Annotated in this window: 18 protein-coding genes and 1 tRNA gene; 11 read left to right on the top strand and 8 right to left on the bottom strand. The window is 63.7% G+C overall.

All coding sequences use genetic code 11. The features are described from left to right. Nucleotides 1-97: 97 nt before the first annotated feature. On the bottom strand, nucleotides 98-826 hold the full coding sequence (locus ACSQ8Y_RS13400) for a DUF72 domain-containing protein (protein WP_436266967.1): 729 nt from the start codon (nucleotides 824-826) through the stop codon (nucleotides 98-100). Nucleotides 827-901: 75 nt separating this feature from the next. On the opposite strand from ACSQ8Y_RS13400, the gene ACSQ8Y_RS13395 reads away from it, so the two are divergent. Both ACSQ8Y_RS13395 and ACSQ8Y_RS13390 read left to right on the top strand, forming a co-directional pair. Beyond that, complete coding sequence (locus tag ACSQ8Y_RS13395; protein ID WP_436266966.1) at nucleotides 902-1,501, top strand: DUF1439 domain-containing protein; 600 nt, start codon at nucleotides 902-904, stop codon at nucleotides 1,499-1,501. Between the two features lie 109 nt (nucleotides 1,502-1,610). Next, nucleotides 1,611-2,201, top strand: a complete 591-nt coding sequence (locus ACSQ8Y_RS13390) for a DinB family protein (RefSeq protein WP_436266965.1) — start codon at nucleotides 1,611-1,613, stop codon at nucleotides 2,199-2,201. Between the two features lie 80 nt (nucleotides 2,202-2,281). On the opposite strand, the gene ACSQ8Y_RS13385 is transcribed toward ACSQ8Y_RS13390, so the two are convergent. Together ACSQ8Y_RS13385 and ACSQ8Y_RS13380 are read right to left on the bottom strand one after the other, a co-directional pair. Then, the gene (locus ACSQ8Y_RS13385) at nucleotides 2,282-3,334 is read right to left on the bottom strand and encodes a LacI family DNA-binding transcriptional regulator (protein WP_436266964.1); all 1,053 of its coding nucleotides are present in this window, start codon (nucleotides 3,332-3,334) and stop codon (nucleotides 2,282-2,284) included. 54 nt (nucleotides 3,335-3,388) lie between these two features. Next, nucleotides 3,389-4,750: an MFS transporter gene (locus ACSQ8Y_RS13380; RefSeq protein ID WP_436266963.1), complete on the bottom strand. Its 1,362-nt coding sequence runs from the start codon at nucleotides 4,748-4,750 to the stop codon at nucleotides 3,389-3,391. Between the two features lie 262 nt (nucleotides 4,751-5,012). Here ACSQ8Y_RS13380 and gudD point away from each other — a divergent pair, with 262 nt between their 5' ends. Beyond that, nucleotides 5,013-6,344, top strand: coding sequence for a glucarate dehydratase (gudD, locus tag ACSQ8Y_RS13375; protein WP_436266962.1), 1,332 nt, complete (start codon nucleotides 5,013-5,015; stop codon nucleotides 6,342-6,344). On the opposite strand, the gene ACSQ8Y_RS13370 is transcribed toward gudD, so the two are convergent. The 5 genes from ACSQ8Y_RS13370 to ACSQ8Y_RS13350 all read right to left on the bottom strand — a co-directional run bounded on the left by ACSQ8Y_RS13370 (nucleotide 6,341) and on the right by ACSQ8Y_RS13350 (nucleotide 9,986). After that, nucleotides 6,341-7,105, bottom strand: coding sequence for a hypothetical protein (locus ACSQ8Y_RS13370; RefSeq protein WP_436266961.1), 765 nt, complete (start codon nucleotides 7,103-7,105; stop codon nucleotides 6,341-6,343). The two genes, gudD and ACSQ8Y_RS13370, sit on opposite strands and share 4 nt — an antisense overlap. Nucleotides 7,106-7,161: 56 nt before the next feature. After that, nucleotides 7,162-7,944 (bottom strand): substrate-binding periplasmic protein, encoded by a 783-nt coding sequence (locus ACSQ8Y_RS13365; RefSeq protein ID WP_436266960.1) that lies wholly within the window; start codon nucleotides 7,942-7,944, stop codon nucleotides 7,162-7,164. Continuing rightward, nucleotides 7,941-8,702, bottom strand: a complete 762-nt coding sequence (locus tag ACSQ8Y_RS13360; protein WP_436266959.1) for a UDP-2,3-diacylglucosamine diphosphatase — start codon at nucleotides 8,700-8,702, stop codon at nucleotides 7,941-7,943. The genes ACSQ8Y_RS13365 and ACSQ8Y_RS13360 overlap by 4 nt, the downstream gene beginning before the upstream one ends. 71 nt (nucleotides 8,703-8,773) lie before the next feature. Next, nucleotides 8,774-9,265: a peptidylprolyl isomerase gene (locus ACSQ8Y_RS13355; protein WP_436266958.1), complete on the bottom strand. Its 492-nt coding sequence runs from the start codon at nucleotides 9,263-9,265 to the stop codon at nucleotides 8,774-8,776. A 94-nt stretch (nucleotides 9,266-9,359) separates the two neighbouring features. Further along, complete coding sequence (locus ACSQ8Y_RS13350; RefSeq protein ID WP_436266957.1) at nucleotides 9,360-9,986, bottom strand: peptidylprolyl isomerase; 627 nt, start codon at nucleotides 9,984-9,986, stop codon at nucleotides 9,360-9,362. Between the two features lie 241 nt (nucleotides 9,987-10,227). Here ACSQ8Y_RS13350 and cysS point away from each other — a divergent pair, with 241 nt between their 5' ends. The 8 genes from cysS (at nucleotide 10,228) to ACSQ8Y_RS13310 (ending at nucleotide 19,173) form a co-directional block, all read left to right on the top strand. Continuing rightward, nucleotides 10,228-11,625: a cysteine--tRNA ligase gene (gene cysS, locus ACSQ8Y_RS13345; RefSeq protein WP_436266955.1), complete on the top strand. Its 1,398-nt coding sequence runs from the start codon at nucleotides 10,228-10,230 to the stop codon at nucleotides 11,623-11,625. Then, nucleotides 11,625-12,284 (top strand): DNA-3-methyladenine glycosylase family protein, encoded by a 660-nt coding sequence (locus ACSQ8Y_RS13340; RefSeq protein ID WP_436266954.1) that lies wholly within the window; start codon nucleotides 11,625-11,627, stop codon nucleotides 12,282-12,284. Before cysS ends, ACSQ8Y_RS13340 begins: the two co-directional genes overlap by 1 nt. 73 nt (nucleotides 12,285-12,357) lie before the next feature. After that, complete coding sequence (locus tag ACSQ8Y_RS13335; protein WP_436266953.1) at nucleotides 12,358-13,332, top strand: acetyl-CoA carboxylase carboxyltransferase subunit alpha; 975 nt, start codon at nucleotides 12,358-12,360, stop codon at nucleotides 13,330-13,332. 188 nt (nucleotides 13,333-13,520) lie between these two features. After that, nucleotides 13,521-14,924, top strand: coding sequence for a tRNA lysidine(34) synthetase TilS (gene tilS, locus ACSQ8Y_RS13330; RefSeq protein WP_436266952.1), 1,404 nt, complete (start codon nucleotides 13,521-13,523; stop codon nucleotides 14,922-14,924). Nucleotides 14,925-15,063: 139 nt separating this feature from the next. Continuing rightward, complete coding sequence (locus tag ACSQ8Y_RS13325; protein WP_436266951.1) at nucleotides 15,064-16,311, top strand: aspartate kinase; 1,248 nt, start codon at nucleotides 15,064-15,066, stop codon at nucleotides 16,309-16,311. Nucleotides 16,312-16,423: 112 nt separating this feature from the next. Continuing rightward, nucleotides 16,424-16,516: transfer RNA gene (locus tag ACSQ8Y_RS13320), tRNA-Ser, on the top strand. A gap of 589 nt (nucleotides 16,517-17,105) precedes the next feature. Then, nucleotides 17,106-18,176, top strand: a complete 1,071-nt coding sequence (locus tag ACSQ8Y_RS13315; protein WP_436266950.1) for a porin — start codon at nucleotides 17,106-17,108, stop codon at nucleotides 18,174-18,176. A gap of 10 nt (nucleotides 18,177-18,186) precedes the next feature. After that, nucleotides 18,187-19,173, top strand: a complete 987-nt coding sequence (locus ACSQ8Y_RS13310; RefSeq protein ID WP_436266949.1) for a TRAP transporter substrate-binding protein — start codon at nucleotides 18,187-18,189, stop codon at nucleotides 19,171-19,173. Nucleotides 19,174-19,228 lie beyond the last annotated feature (55 nt).

The raw sequence follows: 19,228 nt of genomic DNA, 5'->3' as shown, positions 1-19,228 counted from the left end.
TCCGTGGGTGATGTGATGAGGTGGTGTTGTAGTGAAGTATAACAGTAGATCCCGGCCGTGCAAGTGCTTTTTGCAAGGGCTCACAGCAGGGGATAGCTCACATTCCTGCCAGGCGTTGCATGAGTGCGACGGCGTTGGGAACGGCCGCGCCGGAGGCGGTGTTGTCGAAGATGCACCAGGCGTCGCTGCCGCCGCCGACGCGGCCGGCCAGGCTGACGGCGGCGCGGTCGAGGAATTCATCCTCGTACGGCGAGTAGTAGATGCGCGGGCTGCCATGCAGCCGCACATAGGTCGCCGCGGTAGTCGCCACGTGCGGGCCGGGCTGTCCCTTGGGCGGGTCGGCGATGACGCGGGTGATGCCGGCTTCGGTCAGCATGGCCGTAGCGGGCTCCTCGAACCACGTCGGATGGCGTGCTTCGCAGGCGAGCATGCAGCCGAAGTGCTGTTTGGCCAGTGCGAAAAATGCCGGCGCGGCGGCCGGATCGCACTGCAAGCTGGGCGGCAGCTGCACCAGTACGCAAGCCAGCTTGCTCCCCAGGCCGGCCGTTTCGGCGGCGAACCGGCGCATCGGCTCGGCGCAGTCGTGCAGGCGGCGCTCGTGGGTCATGGCCTTCGGCGCCTTGACGGCGAAAGCGAAGGTGTCCGGCACGCTGGCGGCCCAGCGCTCGTAGACCGCGGGCTTGTGCGGCCGGTAGAAGGAGGAGTTGATTTCGAGGGCGTTCAGCACGGCCGCGTAGCGCTCCAGGTGACTGCCTTCGGCCGGGAAGCTTTCGGCCGCCGCGCGCGGTATCGACGATCCCGCGCACCCTATCCTTGCTACCGCCATGGCGCCCTCCGTGTAAGATGTGGCCAGTTTATGGCACACAATCGTGCGGCGTCGCCCGCCAGAAAGGACGTTCAGATGGGGTTGGAAACCGCTTCGCCGCGCCGCGCGGCCTGTGCGCGCATGGCGCGCTTGCTCGCGGCGGCATCGGCCGCCTCACTGATTGCAGCCTGCGCCGGCCTGATCGGTCCGCGCCAGTTTGAAGTGCCCCTGGAGCGCTTGCAGAAGAATTTGAGCCAGCGCCTGCCGGTCAACCACCGCGTGCTGGGCGTGTTCGACGTACAGCTCAGCAATCCGCAACTGAGCACCACGGGCGAGAACGACCGCATCGCGCTGTCGGCCGAAATGACGGTGTCGCCGATATTGCTGCGGCAATCGTGGCGCGGCAACTTGGCGCTGTCGGGCCGCCTGGTGGTCGACAACGTGCGCAACGCGGTCTTCCTGGCCGACGCGCAGGTGGACCGATTCGCCATCGACGGCATCGCGGACACGCAGCAGCGCCAGATCGCCGGCGCCGCCAACATCCTGGCCGACAAGCTGATACGCGACATGCCGCTCTACAGTTTCAAGCCGGAAGACCTGCGCTACGCCGGCGTGCAATTCGTCCCCACCTCCATCCGCACCACGCCCGGCGCGCTGGTGATCATGCTGGAGCCAGCGAAACTGGCGGCGCGGTGAACAGGTATGGCGGTTGCCGGCGAGCGGTTTGGGCCGCCGCGCGCTGAACCGGCGGCGACACGGTTTGCACAAGGCGGGTATTATCGAATCCACCGGGGAAGGAGAGCAAATGACGACACTGTCGCACCACCTGCTGACCGAGGCATATAGCAACGCCTGGGCCAATCATCGCCTGCTCAAAGCCTGCTCCCAGCTGAGCCAGGAGGAGTTCGAGGCGCGCCGCACCAGCTTTTTCCCGTCCATCAAGGCGACGTTGAACCATATCCTCACCGTGGACTGGTTCTACATCGACGCGCTGGAGCGCGAGTTGCGCGGCGCCGAGCCGCATCCGAACTACCTGAGCTTTTTCGAACGTGACCAGCCTTGCGCCAACTGCGCCGGCTTGCGCGCCGCGCAGTCCGATTCCGACCGGCGCCTGATCGACTACTGCAAGCAACTGAAGGACGGGGAGCTTGGACGCACGGTGACGATACTGCGCACAGGTGCGGTCCAGCGCGACAAACGTTACCGCCTGCTGGCGCATGTGTTCCAGCACCAGACCCACCATCGCGGCCAGGTGCACGCCATGCTGTCCGGCACGCGCGTGGCGCCGCCGCAGCTCGATGAATTCTTCAGCGCGGGCGAGGCGCAAGAGCGGGCGCAGGACTTCGCGGAACTGGGCTGGACCGAAGAAATGATCTGGGGCCGGGCCGCAGCTTGACTTGGGCAGGCGCCCTCGTCAGGCCGGCGCCGGCTCAGGTTCCACAACCGGGGCATGCCTCCCGGCTGACGGCGGCGTCCTCAGCTGCTGCCGCGCTGTATCAGTTCAAAGCCGGTGTCGACCGCGCGCGCCGGCTGCCGTCCGGCCGCGCCGTCGAGGCGCTCCAGGATGGCTTGCGCCGCGATTGCGCCTATGCGGGCGCCGTCCACGCGGACGGTGGAGAGCGGAGGTACCGTATGGCTGGAGAAGTTCAGGTCGCCGAATCCCATCACGGCCAGCGCTCCCGGCACATTCAGGCGGCGGCTGCTGGCTTCAATCAGCGCGCCATGGGCCAGGTTGTCGGAACTGCAGACGATGGCGTCGAGTTCCGGATGCGTGTCCAGCAAGCGCGCCGCGCCGTCGCGGCCGGCCGGCAAGGTGCCCGGCACGGTCACCGTATGCGTGGCCACCACGCTGATGCCTTGCTTGGCCAGCGCCACCTGCAAACCCTGGTTGCGGCGCGCCGCACGCGGATCGCTGGCGGTCAGGATGGCGAAACGGCGACGGCCTTGCTGCAGCAAATGCGTGGCGGTGGCATGGCCCACCTCTTCGTGCGAGAAGCCGACCACCATGTCGATCGGCGAGGTGGTCATGTCCCAGGTTTCGACCACCGGCGTGCCGGCCAGCTGCAGGCGCCGCCGCGTGTTGTCGGTGTGCAGGGTGCCGGTGAGGATGATGCCGTCCGGCCGCCGGCTCAGGATGGTCTCGACCAGGATCTCCTCGCGCCACTCTTCGTAGCCGGAAAAGCCCAGCAGCAGCTGGTAGCCGGCGTCGGTCAGCGTGTCGCTGGTGCCCTGGACCATGTCGGCGAAGATCTGGTTGGAGATGGTGGGCAGCACCAGCGCGACCAGCTTGCTGCGGCTCGAGACGAGGCCGCCGGCCAGCATGTTCTTCACATAGCCGGTTTCCTGCACCGCCGCCTGCACCTTGGCTAGCGTGTTGGGCCGCACCAGGTGCGGCTGGTTCAGCGCGCGCGACACCGTGATCGGCGACACGCCCGCCACCTTGGCCACATCGGCCAGGGTGGCGCCGCTCACCTGCACCTGCGCGGTGGGCGTGGTGAGCAAGCGCAGGTCCGGCCTTTTCGTATCCATGGTTATTCTCGCGGCAATCCGTTCATATGCGACGGATTCTACGACAATCCCGGCTTACCTGGTTGGGCTCAGCTTCGTAAATTCGAAACGCTTGATCTCGCCGACCAGCACCAGGTAGCAGAACACCGCCATGGCCGCGTTGGCGCCGACGAACACCAGTGCTCCGGCGAAGGAGCCGGTCGCCTGCAGGATGTAGCCGATGACGATGGGTGTGGTGATGCCAGCCGTGTTGCCGAAGGTGTTGAACAGGCCGCCGCTCAAGCCGCCGGCTTCCTTGGGCGAGGTGTCCGCCACCACCGCCCAGCCCAGCGCGCCGACGCCCTTGCCGAAGAAGGCGACCGCCATCAGCGCCACCACCACCCAATCGGTCTCGACGTAATTGCAGATGATGAGGCTCATCGACAGCAGCATGCCGCACACGATAGGCGTCTTGCGCGCCACCGACAGTGTATGGCCGGCCTTGATCATGCGGTCCGATATGAAGCCGCCCAGGATGCCGCCGAGGAAGCCGGCGATCGCGGGCAGGGCGGCCACGAAGCCCGCCTTCAGGATCGTCATGTGGCGCTCGGTGACGAGGTAGACCGGGAACCAGGTCAGGAAGAAGTAGGTCAGCGTGGTGATGCAGTACTGGCCGATGTACACGCCCAGCAGCATGCGGTTCGACAGCAGCTGCTTGATGTTGGCCCAGGTGTCGACCTGGCGCGGAGCGCGGCCCTTGGCGCCGCCCTCGATGTCCACCAGTGCGCCGCCGGCCTCGATGTAGGCCAGTTCCGCGGCATTGATGCGAGGATGGTTGCGCGGGCCGTAGATGGTTTTGCGCCAGACGAAGGCCATGGCGATGCCCAGGCCGCCCATCACGTAGAACACGCTTTGCCAGCCGTAGCTGTGCACCAGCCAGCCCATGATGGGCGCGAACAGCACCGTGGCGAAGTATTGCGCGGAATTGAAGATGGCGGCCGCCGTGCCCCGTTCGGAGGTGGGGAACCAGGCCGACGTGATGCGGCTGTTGCCGGGGAAGGAAGGCGCTTCCGCCGCGCCGACCAGCAGCCGCAGGCAGAACAGGGCGGTGACGGCGGTGGCGCCGGTGAGGAAGCCCACCCAGCCCATCATCACGGTAAACAGCGACCACAGGAAAATGCTGAAGAAGTAAGTGACCTTGGAACCGAAGCGGTCCAGCAGCCAGCCGCCGGGCAGTTGCGCAACAACATAGGACCAGGCGAAGGCCGAGAACACATAGCCCATTTCGACAGGGGACAGGCCGAGCATCTTCTTCAGTTCCGGGCCGGCGATGGATATGGTGGCCCGGTCGGCGTAGTTGATGGTGGTAATGAAGAACAGCACGGCGAGTATGGTCCATCGCACGCGGGTGGGGGGTATGGCGGCCTGCGCGGCCGGGGTGGAATGCTGGGTGTTCATATGGTCTCCATAAGGTGGATGGGCTGCCGGCACGTGAGCGTGTCTTGTCTGCAGTGATGCGACGCGAATAAATGATAGCGTACATCAAAGTCATCGTACAACCTAAATTTTCCAGATGACGTAAATCCGCATTTCTCCTTGCTGCACGTCAACGCGCTTGCGTGATTTTCATAGTGGTTGTACGATGACGATGGTAGATTTTGATATTAGACGTTAAGTTATCGCTCATAAATTATCATTTTTAATCATTTAGGAGTAAAAAATGCAGAGTTCCACACCCGTGATCACCGCGATGCGCGTGATACCCGTAGCCGGCCGCGACGGCATGCTGCTCAACCTGAGCGGGGCGCACGGCCCTTATTTCACGCGCAACATCGTGCTGATCGCCGACAGCGCCGGCAACACCGGCGTAGGCGAAGTGCCCGGCGGCGAGGCGATCCGCAAGACGCTGGAAGATGCGCGTGCGCTGGTGATCGGCCAGCCGGTCGGCAACTACAAGGCCATCCTGAACGCCGCCCGCAGCACCTTCGCCGAGCGCGACGCCGGCGGCCGCGGTTTGCAGACCTTCGACCTGCGCATCGCCATCCACGCCGTGACGGCGCTGGAAGCCGCGCTGCTCGACCTGCTGGGCCAGTTCCTGAACGTGCCGGTCTGCGCCCTGCTGGGCGACGGCCAGCAGCGCACCGAAGTCGATGTGCTGGGCTATCTGTTCTACGTGGGCGACCGCCAGGCCACGAACCTTCCCTACCACAGCGAGCCGGACGCGGCCGACGCGTGGTCGCGCCTGCGCCACGAGAAGGCGCTGACGCCGGAAGCGGTGGTGCGCCTGGCCGAAGCGGCCTACGAGCGCTATGGTTTCAAGGATTTCAAACTGAAGGGCGGCGTGTTCCGTGGCGAGGACGAGATCGAGGCGGTGACGGCGCTGGCCGAACGCTTCCCGGAGGCGCGCATCACGCTCGATCCGAACGGCGCCTGGATGCTGAAGGACGCGATCCGCCTGTGCCGCGACCAGCACCACGTGCTGGCCTACGCGGAAGACCCGTGCGGCGCCGAGAACGGCTATTCCGGCCGCGAAGTGATGGCCGAGTTCCGCCGCGCAACCGGCCTGCGCACCGCCACCAATATGATCGCGACCGACTGGCGCGAAATGGGCCATTCCATCCAGCTGCAGTCGGTCGACATACCGCTGGCCGACCCGCACTTCTGGACCATGCAGGGTTCGGTGCGGGTGGCGCAGATGTGCAATGACTGGGGCCTGACCTGGGGTTCGCATTCGAACAACCACTTCGACGTGTCGCTGGCCATGTTCACCCACGTGGCGGCTGCCGCGCCGGGCAATATCACCGCCATCGACACACACTGGATCTGGCAGGACGGCCAGCGCCTGACGAAAGAGCCGCTGCAAATCATGGGTGGCCAGATCAGCGTGCCGACCAGGCCGGGCCTGGGCGTGGAGCCGGACATGGACGCCATCGAGGCGGCGCACCAGGTCTACCTGGGCATGGGGCTGGGCGCGCGCGACGACGCGGTGGCGATGCAGTTCATCTTCCCTGGCTGGAAGTTCGACAACAAGCGGCCGAGCTTCGTGCGCTAAGGACTCTTGTCTTGCATGCTGGGTTTAGGGCTGTTCCGGATCGCCTGGTTCAGCTTTTCCATGGTCGCGGCGGGCACGTCGCGGCTGCACAGGATGTGGCGCTTCAAGCCCGGCGGCAGGTCCGGCACGTCGTACTGCTGCACGGCCGCCAGTTCCTTGTAGCGGGCGCGCATGAAGGTCCAGTCGTTGCGGTCGGCGAGCAGGTAGGAAGCGCGTCCGGCGCCCAGCATCTGGATCATGTTCGTGGTTGTCACGGTGCGGCGCATGATCTGGTTGGCGCTGGTCTTGATGCGTGCATCCAGTTCCGGGCCGTAGGACACGCCGTCGACCACCGCCAGCGTCAGTTCCGGATCGGCCATCATCAACGCCAGCGTGGCATGCGCCCGCACGCGCGCGGCGGACCCCGGCGCCACCAGGATGGTGTGGGGCGGATCGGCATAGACCGGCAGCGTGGCTTGCGACACCAGTTCGCGCTCCGGCAAGCGGTACCAGGCCAGCGAGCAGTAGTTCGGGCTGCCGTCCCGGAATTTGGCCCAGATCCGTTTTTGCGGTTCGCGCACGAAGCGCGCGTCGATGCCGGCGGCGGCGAATACGGCTTTGCCATAGGCGAGCATGAAGCCCTTTTCCTCGCCGTCCTCGGTGTAATAATAGGGCGGCTTTTCGCGCCAGGAGACAGTGAGCGGCGCCGCCGCCACAGTTGCCATCGACGCCAGCGATGCGGCAATCAGGAGGGGGAGGGCCTGGAATAAGCTGGGTTTCATTGCGCTGCGCACTTCAAATCGATTGCCACGATTATACGTCGTGCCGCCTGGCGCGCTCAATTCGCCTGCAGTGCCGGCTTGGCTGCGTTGCGGATGGCGCGGTTCAGCTTGCCGATGCTGGCGGCCGGCACGTCGAGGCTGCACACGATATGGCGTTGCAGGCCGGACGGCATGTCGGGCACGTCGTATTGCGCCAGGCCGGCCAGCTCCTGCTGGCGCGGGCGGGTGAATTCCCACACGTCGCGGTCCGTCAGCAGGTAGGAGGCGCGGCCCGCCGCCAGCATGCGTATCATGCCGAGGCTGGGAACGGTGCGGCGCATGATCTGGTTGCTGCTGCGCGCGATGCGTGCGTCCAGCTGCGGGCCGTAGGACGAGCCGTCGACGATGCCCAGCGTGAGCTTGGGGTCGGCCAGCATGGACGCCAGCGTCGCATGCGACTTGACCTGGGCCAGCGCCTTGGGCGCGACCAGCACGATTTGCGGCGGGTCGGTATGGATAGGCAGCGTGTATTGGACGATGTCGACGCGGTCGGGCAGGTAGTACCAGGCCATGGAGCAGTAGTTGCGGGTGCCGTCGCGGAACCTGGCCCAGATGCGCTTCTGCGGTTCCGGCACAAAGCGCGCCTCGACGCCGGCGGCGGCGAATATCGCTTTGCCGTAGGCCAGCATATAGCCTTTGTCGACGCCGTCTTCCTGGTAGTAATAGGGTGGCTTTTCGCTCCATGCGACCGTGATGGGAGCTTGGACGGCTAATGGGATGGATGGTGGAGCGGGCGGCGCCGCCAATGCCCCTGCGCCCGCCAGCATCAGCGAAATCGCGATGCGCGGGCCGGATTTCATGCCAGCGATCCGTCCAGTTCGTGTCTCGTGATGATGCCGTCGGCATCGATGGCGATCCAGCCGCCGCGCGGCGGTTCGGAGGCAGGCTCCCAATCCGGCAGTACGTAGCGGCGCTTGCCGTCCACGGTGTGCAGCGCGGGACGGTGCGTATGCCCGTGGATCATGACGTCGGCGCCGGTCTGCTCGAAGACATCGGCGATCGCCTGCGGCGTCACGTCCATGATCTCGTACGATTTTTCGCCGTGGGCCTTGCGGCTGTTATCGCGCAGTCCGGCGATGATGGCCTTGCGCTGCGCCAGCGGCATGGCCAGGAATTGCTGTTGCCAGGCGGGCTGGCGCACCTGGGCGCGGAATTCCATGTACTTCACGTCGCCGGTGCATTGCGCGTCGCCGTGCAGCAGCGCCACGCGCAGGCCGGCGATATCGGCCACCCAGGTCTCGGGCAGGATGGTGGCGCCGGAAGCGGCCGCGAAAGCGTCGCCGGCCAGGAAGTCGCGGTTGCCTGCGATCCAGTAGACCGCCACGCCCGCGTCACTGACGCGGCGGATGGCGGAGGTAATCTCCTGGTGGAACGGTTCGGCGAGGTCGTCGTCGCCTGCCCAGTACTCGAACAGGTCGCCAAGCAGGTAGAGCTGGCCCGCGTGCGGCGCCTGCTCCTGCATGAAGCGATGGAAGGCGGCCGTGATGGCAGCTTGCGCCGGCTGCAAGTGCAGGTCGGAGATGAACAGCGCTGCGATGCGCGAACCGGATTTGGACATTGATGTTCTGTGTTGTCGTCCCGCGCAGGGCTCGGCCCTGCGCGGGAGCGACGCTAACTAAGCCAACTAACTTAAACTGCTTCGACTTTTTCGATGACGATGTCTTCCACAGGCACGTCGGCGAACATGCCGCTGCGGGTGGTTTTCACTTTTTTCATCGCATCCACGACTTCGGTGCCGGCGGTGACTTTGCCGAACACGGCGTAGCCCCAGCCGTCCTGGCCCGGGTAGTCCAGGAAGGAATTGTTCTTCACGTTGATGAAGAACTGGGCCGATGCCGAGTGCGGCGCCGAGGTGCGGGCCATGGCCAGGGTGTACGGCTCGTTTTTCAGGCCGTTCTTGGCTTCGTTTTCCACGGTGGTGTCGGCTGGCTTCTGCTTCATGCCTGGCTCGAAACCGCCGCCCTGGATCATGAAGCCGTCGATCACGCGGTGGAAAATGGTGTTGTTGTAATGGCCGGCGTTCATGTACGCCAGGAAGTTCTCAACGGTTTTCGGCGCTTTTTCAGCATCCAGCTCAGCGGTGATTTTGCCCAGATTGGTGGTGATGACGATAGTGGTCATGATTGTCCTTGACGTAGTTGTCTTGCGTAGTGATCTTGAATGAGTGTTCCGTACAGGGCCGCGACTATACAGCAGGCGCGGCTAAAGCGCTATTTTACTGCGTCACGGGAACCGGTGTTTTGAGTACCGTGGCAGAGGTGATCACGATGGGTTTGACCGGGATATTCTGGAAGATGCCCTTGTCGTCCACCAGTACACCCTTGATCTTGTCGACCACCTCGCGGCCCTTCACCACCTTGCCGAACACGGTGTAGCCGAAGCCGTCCTGGCCGGGATAGTCCAGGCCGGTGTTGTCGACCACATTGATGAAGAACTGGGCGGTGGCCGAATTCGGGTCGCCGGTGCGGGCCATGGCCACGCTGTAGGTTTCATTCTTCAAGCCATTCTGCGATTCGCTCGCCACCGGCGGCTTGGTCGGCTTGCTCTTCAGGTCGGTGGTGTAGCCGCCGGCCTGTATCATGAAGCCGTCGATCACGCGGTGGAAGATGGTGCCCTTGTAATGGCCGCTTTTCACGTAGGACAGGAAGTTGGCCACCGACTTGGGCGCCTTCTCCTGGTTCAGTTCCAGTACGATCTCGCCCTCGCTGGTCTTCAGCGACACTTGCGGCGTCAGATTAGGGACGTGCGTAGCGACGGCGGGGGCGGCGGCCACGGCGCCGGACAGCGCCAGGCCGGCGAACAAGCCCATGAATTTCGCCAGCAGGCTTTTGGTCTCTTGCATAGAGTGCTTCCTTTTTTTGGTGATGGTCTGATAAAAACCTGACCAAGATCGGGGCAGAGCTGTTTTTATCAATGCTATACTAAGCGTTCACGTTTCATTCTAGCAAATAGAACAACAAGATACCGAGGGTCTGTCAGTCTCCACGGCAAATGCTTGAGAGCCCGGTGCGCCACCAGAAGTGCGCGCGCCCGGTTTTCGTATTGTCCGGCTGGCTTGCACTTAACAAAAACGCAAGAGTCCGATGAGCAATTTAAAGATTTACAACACGCTGGCGCGCGAGAAGCAAACATTCGTACCGATGGAAGCGGGCAAGGTCCGCATGTACGTTTGCGGCATGACGATCTACGATTACTGCCACATCGGCCACGGCCGCATGATGATGGCGTTCGACGTCGTTTACCGCTGGCTGAAGGCCTCGGGCTACGAGGTGACCTATGCGCGCAACATCACGGACATCGACGACAAGATCATCAAGCGCGCTGTCGAGAATGGCGAAACCATAGGCCAGCTGACCAGCCGCTTCACCCGGTTCATGGACGAGGACACCGCCGCGCTGGGCATCCAGCCGCCGACGCTGGTGCCGCGCGCCACCGAATACGTGCCGCAGATGCTGGCGCTGATCGAAAAACTGGAAGCGAAGGACCTGGCCTACCAGGGCGCGGACGGCGACGTGAACTACGCCGTGCGCAATTTCGAAGGCTACGGCAAGCTGTCCGGCAAGTCGCTGGACGACCTGCGTGCCGGCGAGCGCGTGGACGTCAACACCGGCAAGCGCGATCCTTTGGACTTCGTGCTGTGGAAGGCGTCCAAGGAATCGGAGCCGGAAGAAGTGAAGTGGGACTCCAAGTGGGGCAAGGGCCGTCCGGGCTGGCACATCGAGTGCTCGGCCATGTGCTCGGCGCTGCTCGGCGACCAGTTCGACATCCACGGCGGCGGCGCGGACCTGCAGTTCCCGCACCACGAGAACGAGATCGCCCAGTCCGAAGGCGCGCACGGCCACGCGCTGGCCAACTACTGGATACACAACGGCTTCGTACGCGTCGACAACGAAAAGATGTCCAAGTCCCTGGGCAACTTCTTCACCATCCGCGACGTGCTGAAAAAGTACGACGCCGAAGTGGTGCGCTTCTTCATCCTGCGCGCCCACTACCGCAGCCCGCTGAACTACTCGGACGCCCACCTGGACGACGCGAAGGGCGCGCTGACGCGCCTGTACACGTCATTGGACGGCGTCGAAGGCGACGGCCAGCCGCTGGACTGGGCCGAAGCCAACGCCAAGCGCTTCGCCGAAGCCATGGACGACGACTTCAACACGCCGATGGCCGTGTCGGTGCTGTTCGACCTGGCCACGGAACTGAACAAATCCAGATCGCCAGCCGTGGCGCGCCAGCTCAAGGGCCTGGCCGAGGTCATCGGCCTGCTGGAGCGCGCGCCGCAGACGTTCCTGCAAGCGGCAGTCGGCGGCGCCGCCGGCGACAATGCCAGCAGCGCTGCGATCGAGCAGAAGATCGCCGAACGCGCCGCCGCCAAGAAGGCACGCGACTTCGCGCTATCGGACAAGATTCGCGCCGAGCTGCTGGCCGACGGCATCGTCCTGGAAGACAAGCCTGACGGCAGCACCAACTGGCGCCGCGCATAATGGTGAAGGCCACGGACATGATGGGGGCGCAGTCCCCAGCGGTGGCAGTGCCGCCGTACTGGGAAGAAGCCAAGGCGGAACTCATGAAGCGGGACCGCATCATGAAAAAGCTGATCCCGCAATTTGGCGACCTGCACCTGGTCGGCCACGACGACCCGTTCACGACCCTGGCCCGTTCCATCGTCAAGCAGCAGGTCACGCCCAAGGCCGCTGCCGCCGCCTGGCAGAAGCTGCTGGCCGCGTGCCCGAAGTTCACCCCGGCCGCCGTGCTCAAGGCCGGCGCCGAGGAGCTGTCCGCCTGCGGCCTGTCCAAGCGCAAGACCGAATACATCCTGGACCTGGCCGACAATTTCAAGGCCAAGAAAGTCCATGCCAACCAATGGGACCAGATGGATGACGAAGCCGTCATCGCTGAACTGGTGCAGATACGCGGTATCACGCGCTGGACAGCGGAGATGTTTTTGATATTTAATCTGCTCCGTCCGAATGTTCTGCCGCTGGACGACCCCGGTCTGATCCAGGGCATCAGCCAAAACTACTTCTCCGGCGAACCGGTTTCCCGCAGCGACGCGCGCGAAGTGTCGGCCAACTGGGAACCATACCGTACGGTGGCTACCTGGTATTTATGGCGTAGCCTCGATCCGGTTCCGGTAGAATAGCGAAAAATTCGCCCTGCGCGAGGCGGGTCCATGGGTCCGCCGCACGCATACGGGGCAACAACACGGAGGTACAATGACCAAGACAACTTTCCTCAATTTTGAGCAACCGATTGCGGAACTCGATTCCAAAATTGAAGAACTGCGTTTCGTGCAAGACGACTCGGCCGTCGACATCTCGGAAGAGATCGACCGTTTGGCCAAGAAAAGCCAGCAGCTCACCAAGGACATCTACGCCAAGCTGACCCCATGGCAAGTGGCGCAGATCGCGCGCCACCCGCAGCGTCCATACACGATGGACTATGTGAACGAAATCTTCACCGACTTCCATGAACTGCACGGCGACCGCACCTATGCGGACGACCAGTCCATCGTCGGCGGCCTGGCGCGCTTCAACGGCCAGTCCTGCATGGTGATCGGCCACCAGAAGGGCCGCGACACCAAAGAGCGCGCCATGCGCAACTTCGGCATGCCCAAGCCGGAAGGCTACCGCAAGGCCATGCGCCTGATGAAGCTGGCCGAGAAATTCAACCTGCCCATCTTCACCTTCGTCGACACCCCGGGCGCGTTCCCCGGCATCGACGCCGAAGAGCGCGGCCAGTCCGAAGCCATCGGCCACAACCTGTACGTGATGGCCGAACTCAAAGTGCCGCTGATCGCCACCATCATCGGCGAAGGCGGCTCCGGCGGCGCGCTGGCGATCGCCGTGGGCGACCAGGTGCTGATGCTGCAATACGCGACCTACTCGGTGATCTCGCCGGAAGGCTGCGCCTCTATCCTGTGGAAGACGAGCGAACGCGCGGCCGACGCCGCCGAAGCGCTGGGCCTGACCGCGCACCGCCTGAAGGCGATGGGCCTGATCGACAAGATCATCAGCGAGCCGCTGGGCGGCGCCCACCGCGATCCGAAGCAGATGGCCACCATGCTCAAGCGCGCCCTGGCCGACTCGCTGCGCCAGTTCCACGGCATGAAAACCAAGGACCTGATCAACGCCCGCCACGAAAAGCTGATGAGCTACGGCAAGTTCAAAGAGACCACGCCGCAAGAATAATGGGATCCCCGCGTTCGCGAGGATGACAGCCAGCCTGTCGCCCCGCTTCGCAGGGTAGGCAGCCAGCCTGTCGCCCTGCTTCTCCGGCAAGACAGCTAGCCTGTCATTCCAATGAAAATGGGAATCCATACACAGCAAAACGGAGGCAGGCGCCAGCGCTTGCCTCCGTTTTCGCATCTGGAGTTTGAATGAAAAAGCAACAAACCGCCACCCTCGCCAGCACCTTCGCCCAGGCAGTGGCCACGGCGAACCACGACGGCCGCATCGCCATCGCCCTGAGCGGCGGCCTCGATTCGTCCGCGCTGCTGGACATGGCGCACGCCCACGCGCAGCGGCAGGCGGAGCAGGGCGTGTCCATCGCCCTGCATGCCTTCCATGTGCACCACGGCCTCAGCCCCAACGCCGACGCCTGGCTGGCGCACTGCGAGCAGCAGTGCGCCGCCCTCGGCGTGCGCTTCGAAGCGCGCCGCGTGATCCTGGAGAACACGGGCAAGACCGGCACCGAGGCCGCAGCCCGCAAGAGCCGCTACGCCGCGCTGGGCGCCATGTGCCGCGAGCACGGCGTGAAGCTGCTGCTGACCGCCCACCACCTGGACGACCAGGCCGAAACCGTGCTGCTGCAGCTGCTGCGCGGCTCCGGCACGGCCGGCCTGTCCGGCATGGAGGCCGCCAACACCGCGCCCGAACTGCTCGCCAATCCCGACCTCGTCATGATGCGGCCGCTGCTGCCCGCCTCGCGCAAGCAGCTCGAAGCCTACGTCGCCGAACACGCCGTCGCCCACATCGAAGACGAATCCAACGACGACCCGCGCTACGCCCGCAACGCGCTGCGCCACACGGTGATGCCCGCGCTGGCGCAATACTTCCCCGGCTTCCAGGAACGCTTCGCGCGCAGCGCGCAGCATGCCCAGTCCGCGCAGCGCCTGCTGACCGAGCTGGCAGAGCAGGACCTGGCCGCCGCGCTGGACGGCGAATGCCTGATCGTCTCCAAACTGGCCGCGCTGAGCACCGGCCGCAGCTTCAACCTGCTGCGCCACTGGTTCGGCCTGCGCGGCCTGAGCATGCCGTCCACCGCCTGGCTGTCCGAGATGCTGGTGCAGCTGCTCGAAGCGCGCCACGACACGCAAATGCTGGTGGTCCACCCCGAAGTCGACGTGCGCCGCCACCGCGACCGCCTCTACCTCACCCCCAAGCTGCCCGAGATCGCCGGCACCCGCGAAGACGAATTCGACGATTCCCCCGGCCAGGAGTTCCGCTGGAATGGCGAAACGGCGATGGCCTTCCCCGACTACGGCGGCGTGCTGCACATCGAGCCGGCGGAGCAGGGCGTCGATGCGGCCTGGCTGCGCCTGCAATACCTGACCATCGAATTCCGCCGTGGCGGCGAGCGCCTCAAGCGGGCTGAAAACCGGCCCACGCGCGCGCTGAAGTACCACTACCAGACCTTGGGCATCCCCGCCTGGGAGCGTCCGCGCCTGCCGGTGCTGAAAACGCCGACACAGTTGCTGTTTGCTGCCGGGATCGGCATGGACTGCCACGAAATCGGGCAGGGCGGGGGCGAACGTGTGGTATTCCGCTGGGAAGCCAAATAAAAATCGGTACTGCGGCGATTTCGTATGTCCATATGCCAATTCTGTATGACGTCATAACTTTTTTGGCTTGTCCTTTTGCATTGCAGCATGTAAAGTTATAAGCCTTGCTTTTTTCAATCTTCGAGCGGAACCACCTGTTATGGCTTTGATTGTTCACAAATACGGCGGCACGTCGATGGGATCGACTGACCGCATCAAGAATGTCGCGCGCCGCGTCGCCAAATGGCACGAGGCCGGGCATCAGATCGTTGTCGTGCCGTCGGCCATGTCCGGCGAGACCAACCGTCTGATCGCCATGGCGAAGGAAATTCAAAACCCGCCAGACCCGCGCGAACTGGACATGATCGCCTCGACCGGCGAGCAAGTCTCCGTCGGCTTGTTGTCGATGGCGCTGCAAGCGATCGGCAAGGACGCGGTGTCCTACGCTGGCTGGCAAGTGGCGATCAAGACCGACTCGGCGTTCACCAAGGCGCGCATCCAGTCGATCGACGACGAGCGCGTGCGCAAAGACCTCGACGCCGGCAAGATCGTCATCATCACCGGTTTCCAGGGTGTGGACGACAACGACAACATCGCCACGCTGGGACGCGGCGGCTCCGACACCTCGGCCGTGGCGATCGCCGCCGCGCTGAAGGCAGCCGAATGCCTGATTTACACCGACGTCGACGGCGTCTACACGACCGACCCGCGCGTGGTATCCGAAGCGCGCCGCCTGAAGGCGATCACGTTCGAAGAAATGCTGGAACTAGCCTCGCTGGGTTCGAAAGTACTGCAGACGCGTTCGGTCGAATTCGCCGGCAACTACCGCGTCCCGACGCGCGTGCTGTCGTCGCTGACCGATCCGCTGATGGATCTCGAGACCGAAGCCAACTCTGGCACCCTGATTTCGTTTGAGGAAGACACCAACATGGAACAAGCAGTCATCTCCGGCATCGCCTTCAACCGCGACGAAGCCAAAATCACCGTGCTGGGCGTGCCGGACCGTCCGGGCGTGGCCTACCACATCCTCGGCCCGGTAGCCGAAGCCAACATCGAAGTGGACATGATCATCCAGAATCAGTCCGTCGACGGCAAGACCGACTTCACCTTCACCGTCTCGCGCGGCGAATACCAGAAAGCGGTGGACGTGCTGGAAGGCCAGAAGGCCGAGATCGGTTACAGCACGCTGGTAGGCGACTCCAAGGTATCGAAGATCTCCGTGGTTGGCGTAGGCATGCGTTCGCACGTAGGCGTCGCATCGCAGATGTTCCGCACCCTGTCCGAAGAGAACATCAACATCATGATGATCTCCACGTCCGAGATCAAGATTTCGGTGCTGATCGACGAAAAGTACATGGAACTGGCCGTACGCGCGCTGCACAAAGCGTTCGAGCTGGAAAAAGAGTAAAAAAGATGGCTGGTTCCCTTGACCAAACGAGGGGCTGGCCAGTACTATAGCGCTCGTCTGATGTGACGCAGAAATGTGAAGCAAAAGGCAAAAATAGTTGAGTAATCAGCTAGGAGACGTGGCCGAGTGGCCGAAGGCACATCCCTGCTAAGGATGCATACGGCTTATACCTGTATCGTGGGTTCGAATCCCACCGTCTCCGCCAGAACAACAAAAAAAGCCTCCCCTGCGGGAGGCTTTTTTTGTTGTTCTGGACGGAACGGTGGGATTCGAAGACGGAGCACCCTAAGGGGGGCGTAGGCTCTCCGAATCGCCCATCTGCTGCGCGCAAAGCGCGCAGCCCCGCGCGCCGTGGGCGCGCGACGCATGCGTCATCTAAAAAAGCGCTGGCCGCGTGCAGTCGTCGCCCCCGTCCCCCCTGAAAATCCATCCGCCATAGAAGAAGGCCGCGACGCATGGGTTCCCGCCTGCGCGGGGAACGACAACTGCTCGAGCTAGCCGCTAGTCCCTCCGCAGCGCACCCATCCACTCCCACCCCATCCCCAGCCGCGCAGCCTTCCTGTGCAGATTTACAACTTGACACCCAGTAACTAGGCAAATAACATACAACTATACAGATTTCATACATCTAGTTAATTACCCCCAAGCCCGCCAGAAACCTGGCGGGTTCCACATGCCGCGCTGCGCCAGCCGGCACGCTACACCGATCCCACAGCAAGACAGGCGACATACCCATGCCGCCGGGAGTACTGACGGCCGCAGCACATCCATCTATAACAACTGGAGACAAAAAAATGAAGAAATCGATCCTCGCCCTGGCCACCTGCGCCGCCTTCGCGGGCAGCGCCACCGCCCAATCCTCGGTCGGCATGTATGGCCTGCTCGACATGGCCGCCGTACGGGAAAGCGGCGGCGCCGCCGGCCCGATCACCAAGCTCGGCAGTGGCGTCAGCGCCGGCTCGCGCCTCGGCTTCAAGGGAAACGAAGACGTGGGCGGCGGCCTGTCTGCCTTGTTCCTGCTCGAGAGCGGCTTCCAGGCCGACACCGGGGCGATGGGGCAGGGCGGCCTGCTGTTCGGCCGCCAAGCCTACGTCGGCCTGCAGGGCGCCTTCGGCAGCGTGACGATAGGGCGCCAGTACACGCCGCAATACCAGACCGTCGCCGCAGCCGACCCGTTTGGCTCGGGTACGGCGGGCGACAGTAAAAACCTGATGCCGGCCACCGGCAACGGCACCAGCCGGATGGACAACGCCGTCAAATTCGCGTCGCCCAGCGTTGGCGGTGTCAGCGGCGAGCTGGCGTATGCGCCGGGGGAGCTTGCCGGCAGCGCCGCGGCTGGACGCCAGATCGGCGCCGCACTGACTTATGCCAGTGGAGCGTTGCGCGCCCGCCTGGGCTACCACCACCGCAACAACGATACCGCGACCGTGAAAAACCTCGACCCGGCCAAAAACGCCGTGCTGGCGCTGACCTACGACGCCGGTATCGCGAAAGCCCATTTCGCCTACGGCAGCAACAAGGGCGTCAACAGTTCGCCGCTGCGCAATACCGCCAATCCCTTCGGCGCCGCGGTGGCTCCGCAAGCTTCCGTGGACAGCCGCGACCTGATGCTCGGGGTGAGCGTGCCGTCCGGCCCGCATACCGCACTGGCCTCCTACATCCGCAAGGACGACCGGGGCGCGCGGAACCAGGATGCCAGCCAGTTCGCGGTCGGCTACCGCTACGCGGTGTCGAAACGCACCGAGCTTTATTCCGTGTACGCGCGCATCGAGAACCGGCGCGGCGCGGCCTACACGGTCGGCAATGCGATTGAAGTGGGCACGGGCGACAAGGCGCTCAACCTGGGCATACGGCACACCTTCTGAAAGAAGAAAAATGAAACTCAACAAACTGTTTTGCGTAGCCATGCTTGCCGCGTGGGCCCAAACCAGCACCGCGGCCGAGGTGCAGTTCGCCTATGTGCAGCCCGCCGATCATCCCTCTGGACAGGGCGCGGCGCGCTTTGCCGAGCTGGTCAAGGCCAAGACGGCCGGACGTATCGTGGTGAAAAATTATTCCGACGGAAAGCTGGGATCGGAGCAGCAGGCATTGGCCGCCGTGCGTGAAGGAAAAATCGAAATGATGGTCGGCGCCACCACGATACTGGTCGGGGCGGTCAAGGAATATGCCTTGTTCGATCTGCCCTTCTTTTTCAAAGGCACGGCGCAGGCCGATGCCGTCATGGATGGCCGGGTCGGTCGTGCGCTGTTCGAGAAGTTGGACACGGCCAATCTCGTTGGCCTCGCCTATTGGGAAAATGGCTTTCGTCATTTGACCAATTCGAAGCACAGCATACGGAAGTTCGAAGACCTGCAGGGCATGAAGATACGCGTGATTCCGAATCCGGTATTCATCGATGCCTTCAAAGCCCTGGGCGCGACGCCGGTGCCCTTGCCGTTCCCTGAGGTCTACAAGGCGCTCGATAGCAAGGTGGTCGACGGCCAGGAGAATCCGCTGCCGGTCATCCTGGCCGCCAAGTTCTACGACGTCCAGCGATACACCACGCTCAGCGGCCATGTGTATTCGCCCTATATCGTGGTGGCAGGTAAAAAATGGTGGGAGACGCTGAGCGTTGCCGACCGGGCCGCCATCACCGAGGCGGCTAAGGAAGCCGGCATCTTCCAGCGCAAGATTTCGCGCGAGCTGGCGGTCAGAATGGCCAGCAAAGAGTTGAAGTCGCATGGCGTTGAAGTCAATGTGTTAAGCAGTGACGAGGACGCGAGGATGCGCGAGCGTGTCAAGCCGGTGGTAGAGAAATATACGGCATCGATAGGCGAAGCGATCGTCCGCCAAGCGCAGGAGGACATGGAGAAAGCGCGCTGACCGCAATGACCGTCGCCGCGTTCGCCATGCCGAACGCGGCCCCAATATGGTCGCG

Source organism: Pseudoduganella sp. LjRoot289 (assembly GCF_964252925.1).
In the GTDB taxonomy this organism is placed as follows: domain Bacteria; phylum Pseudomonadota; class Gammaproteobacteria; order Burkholderiales; family Burkholderiaceae_D; genus Rugamonas.
This window is presented reverse-complemented; position numbering and strand designations above follow the sequence as displayed.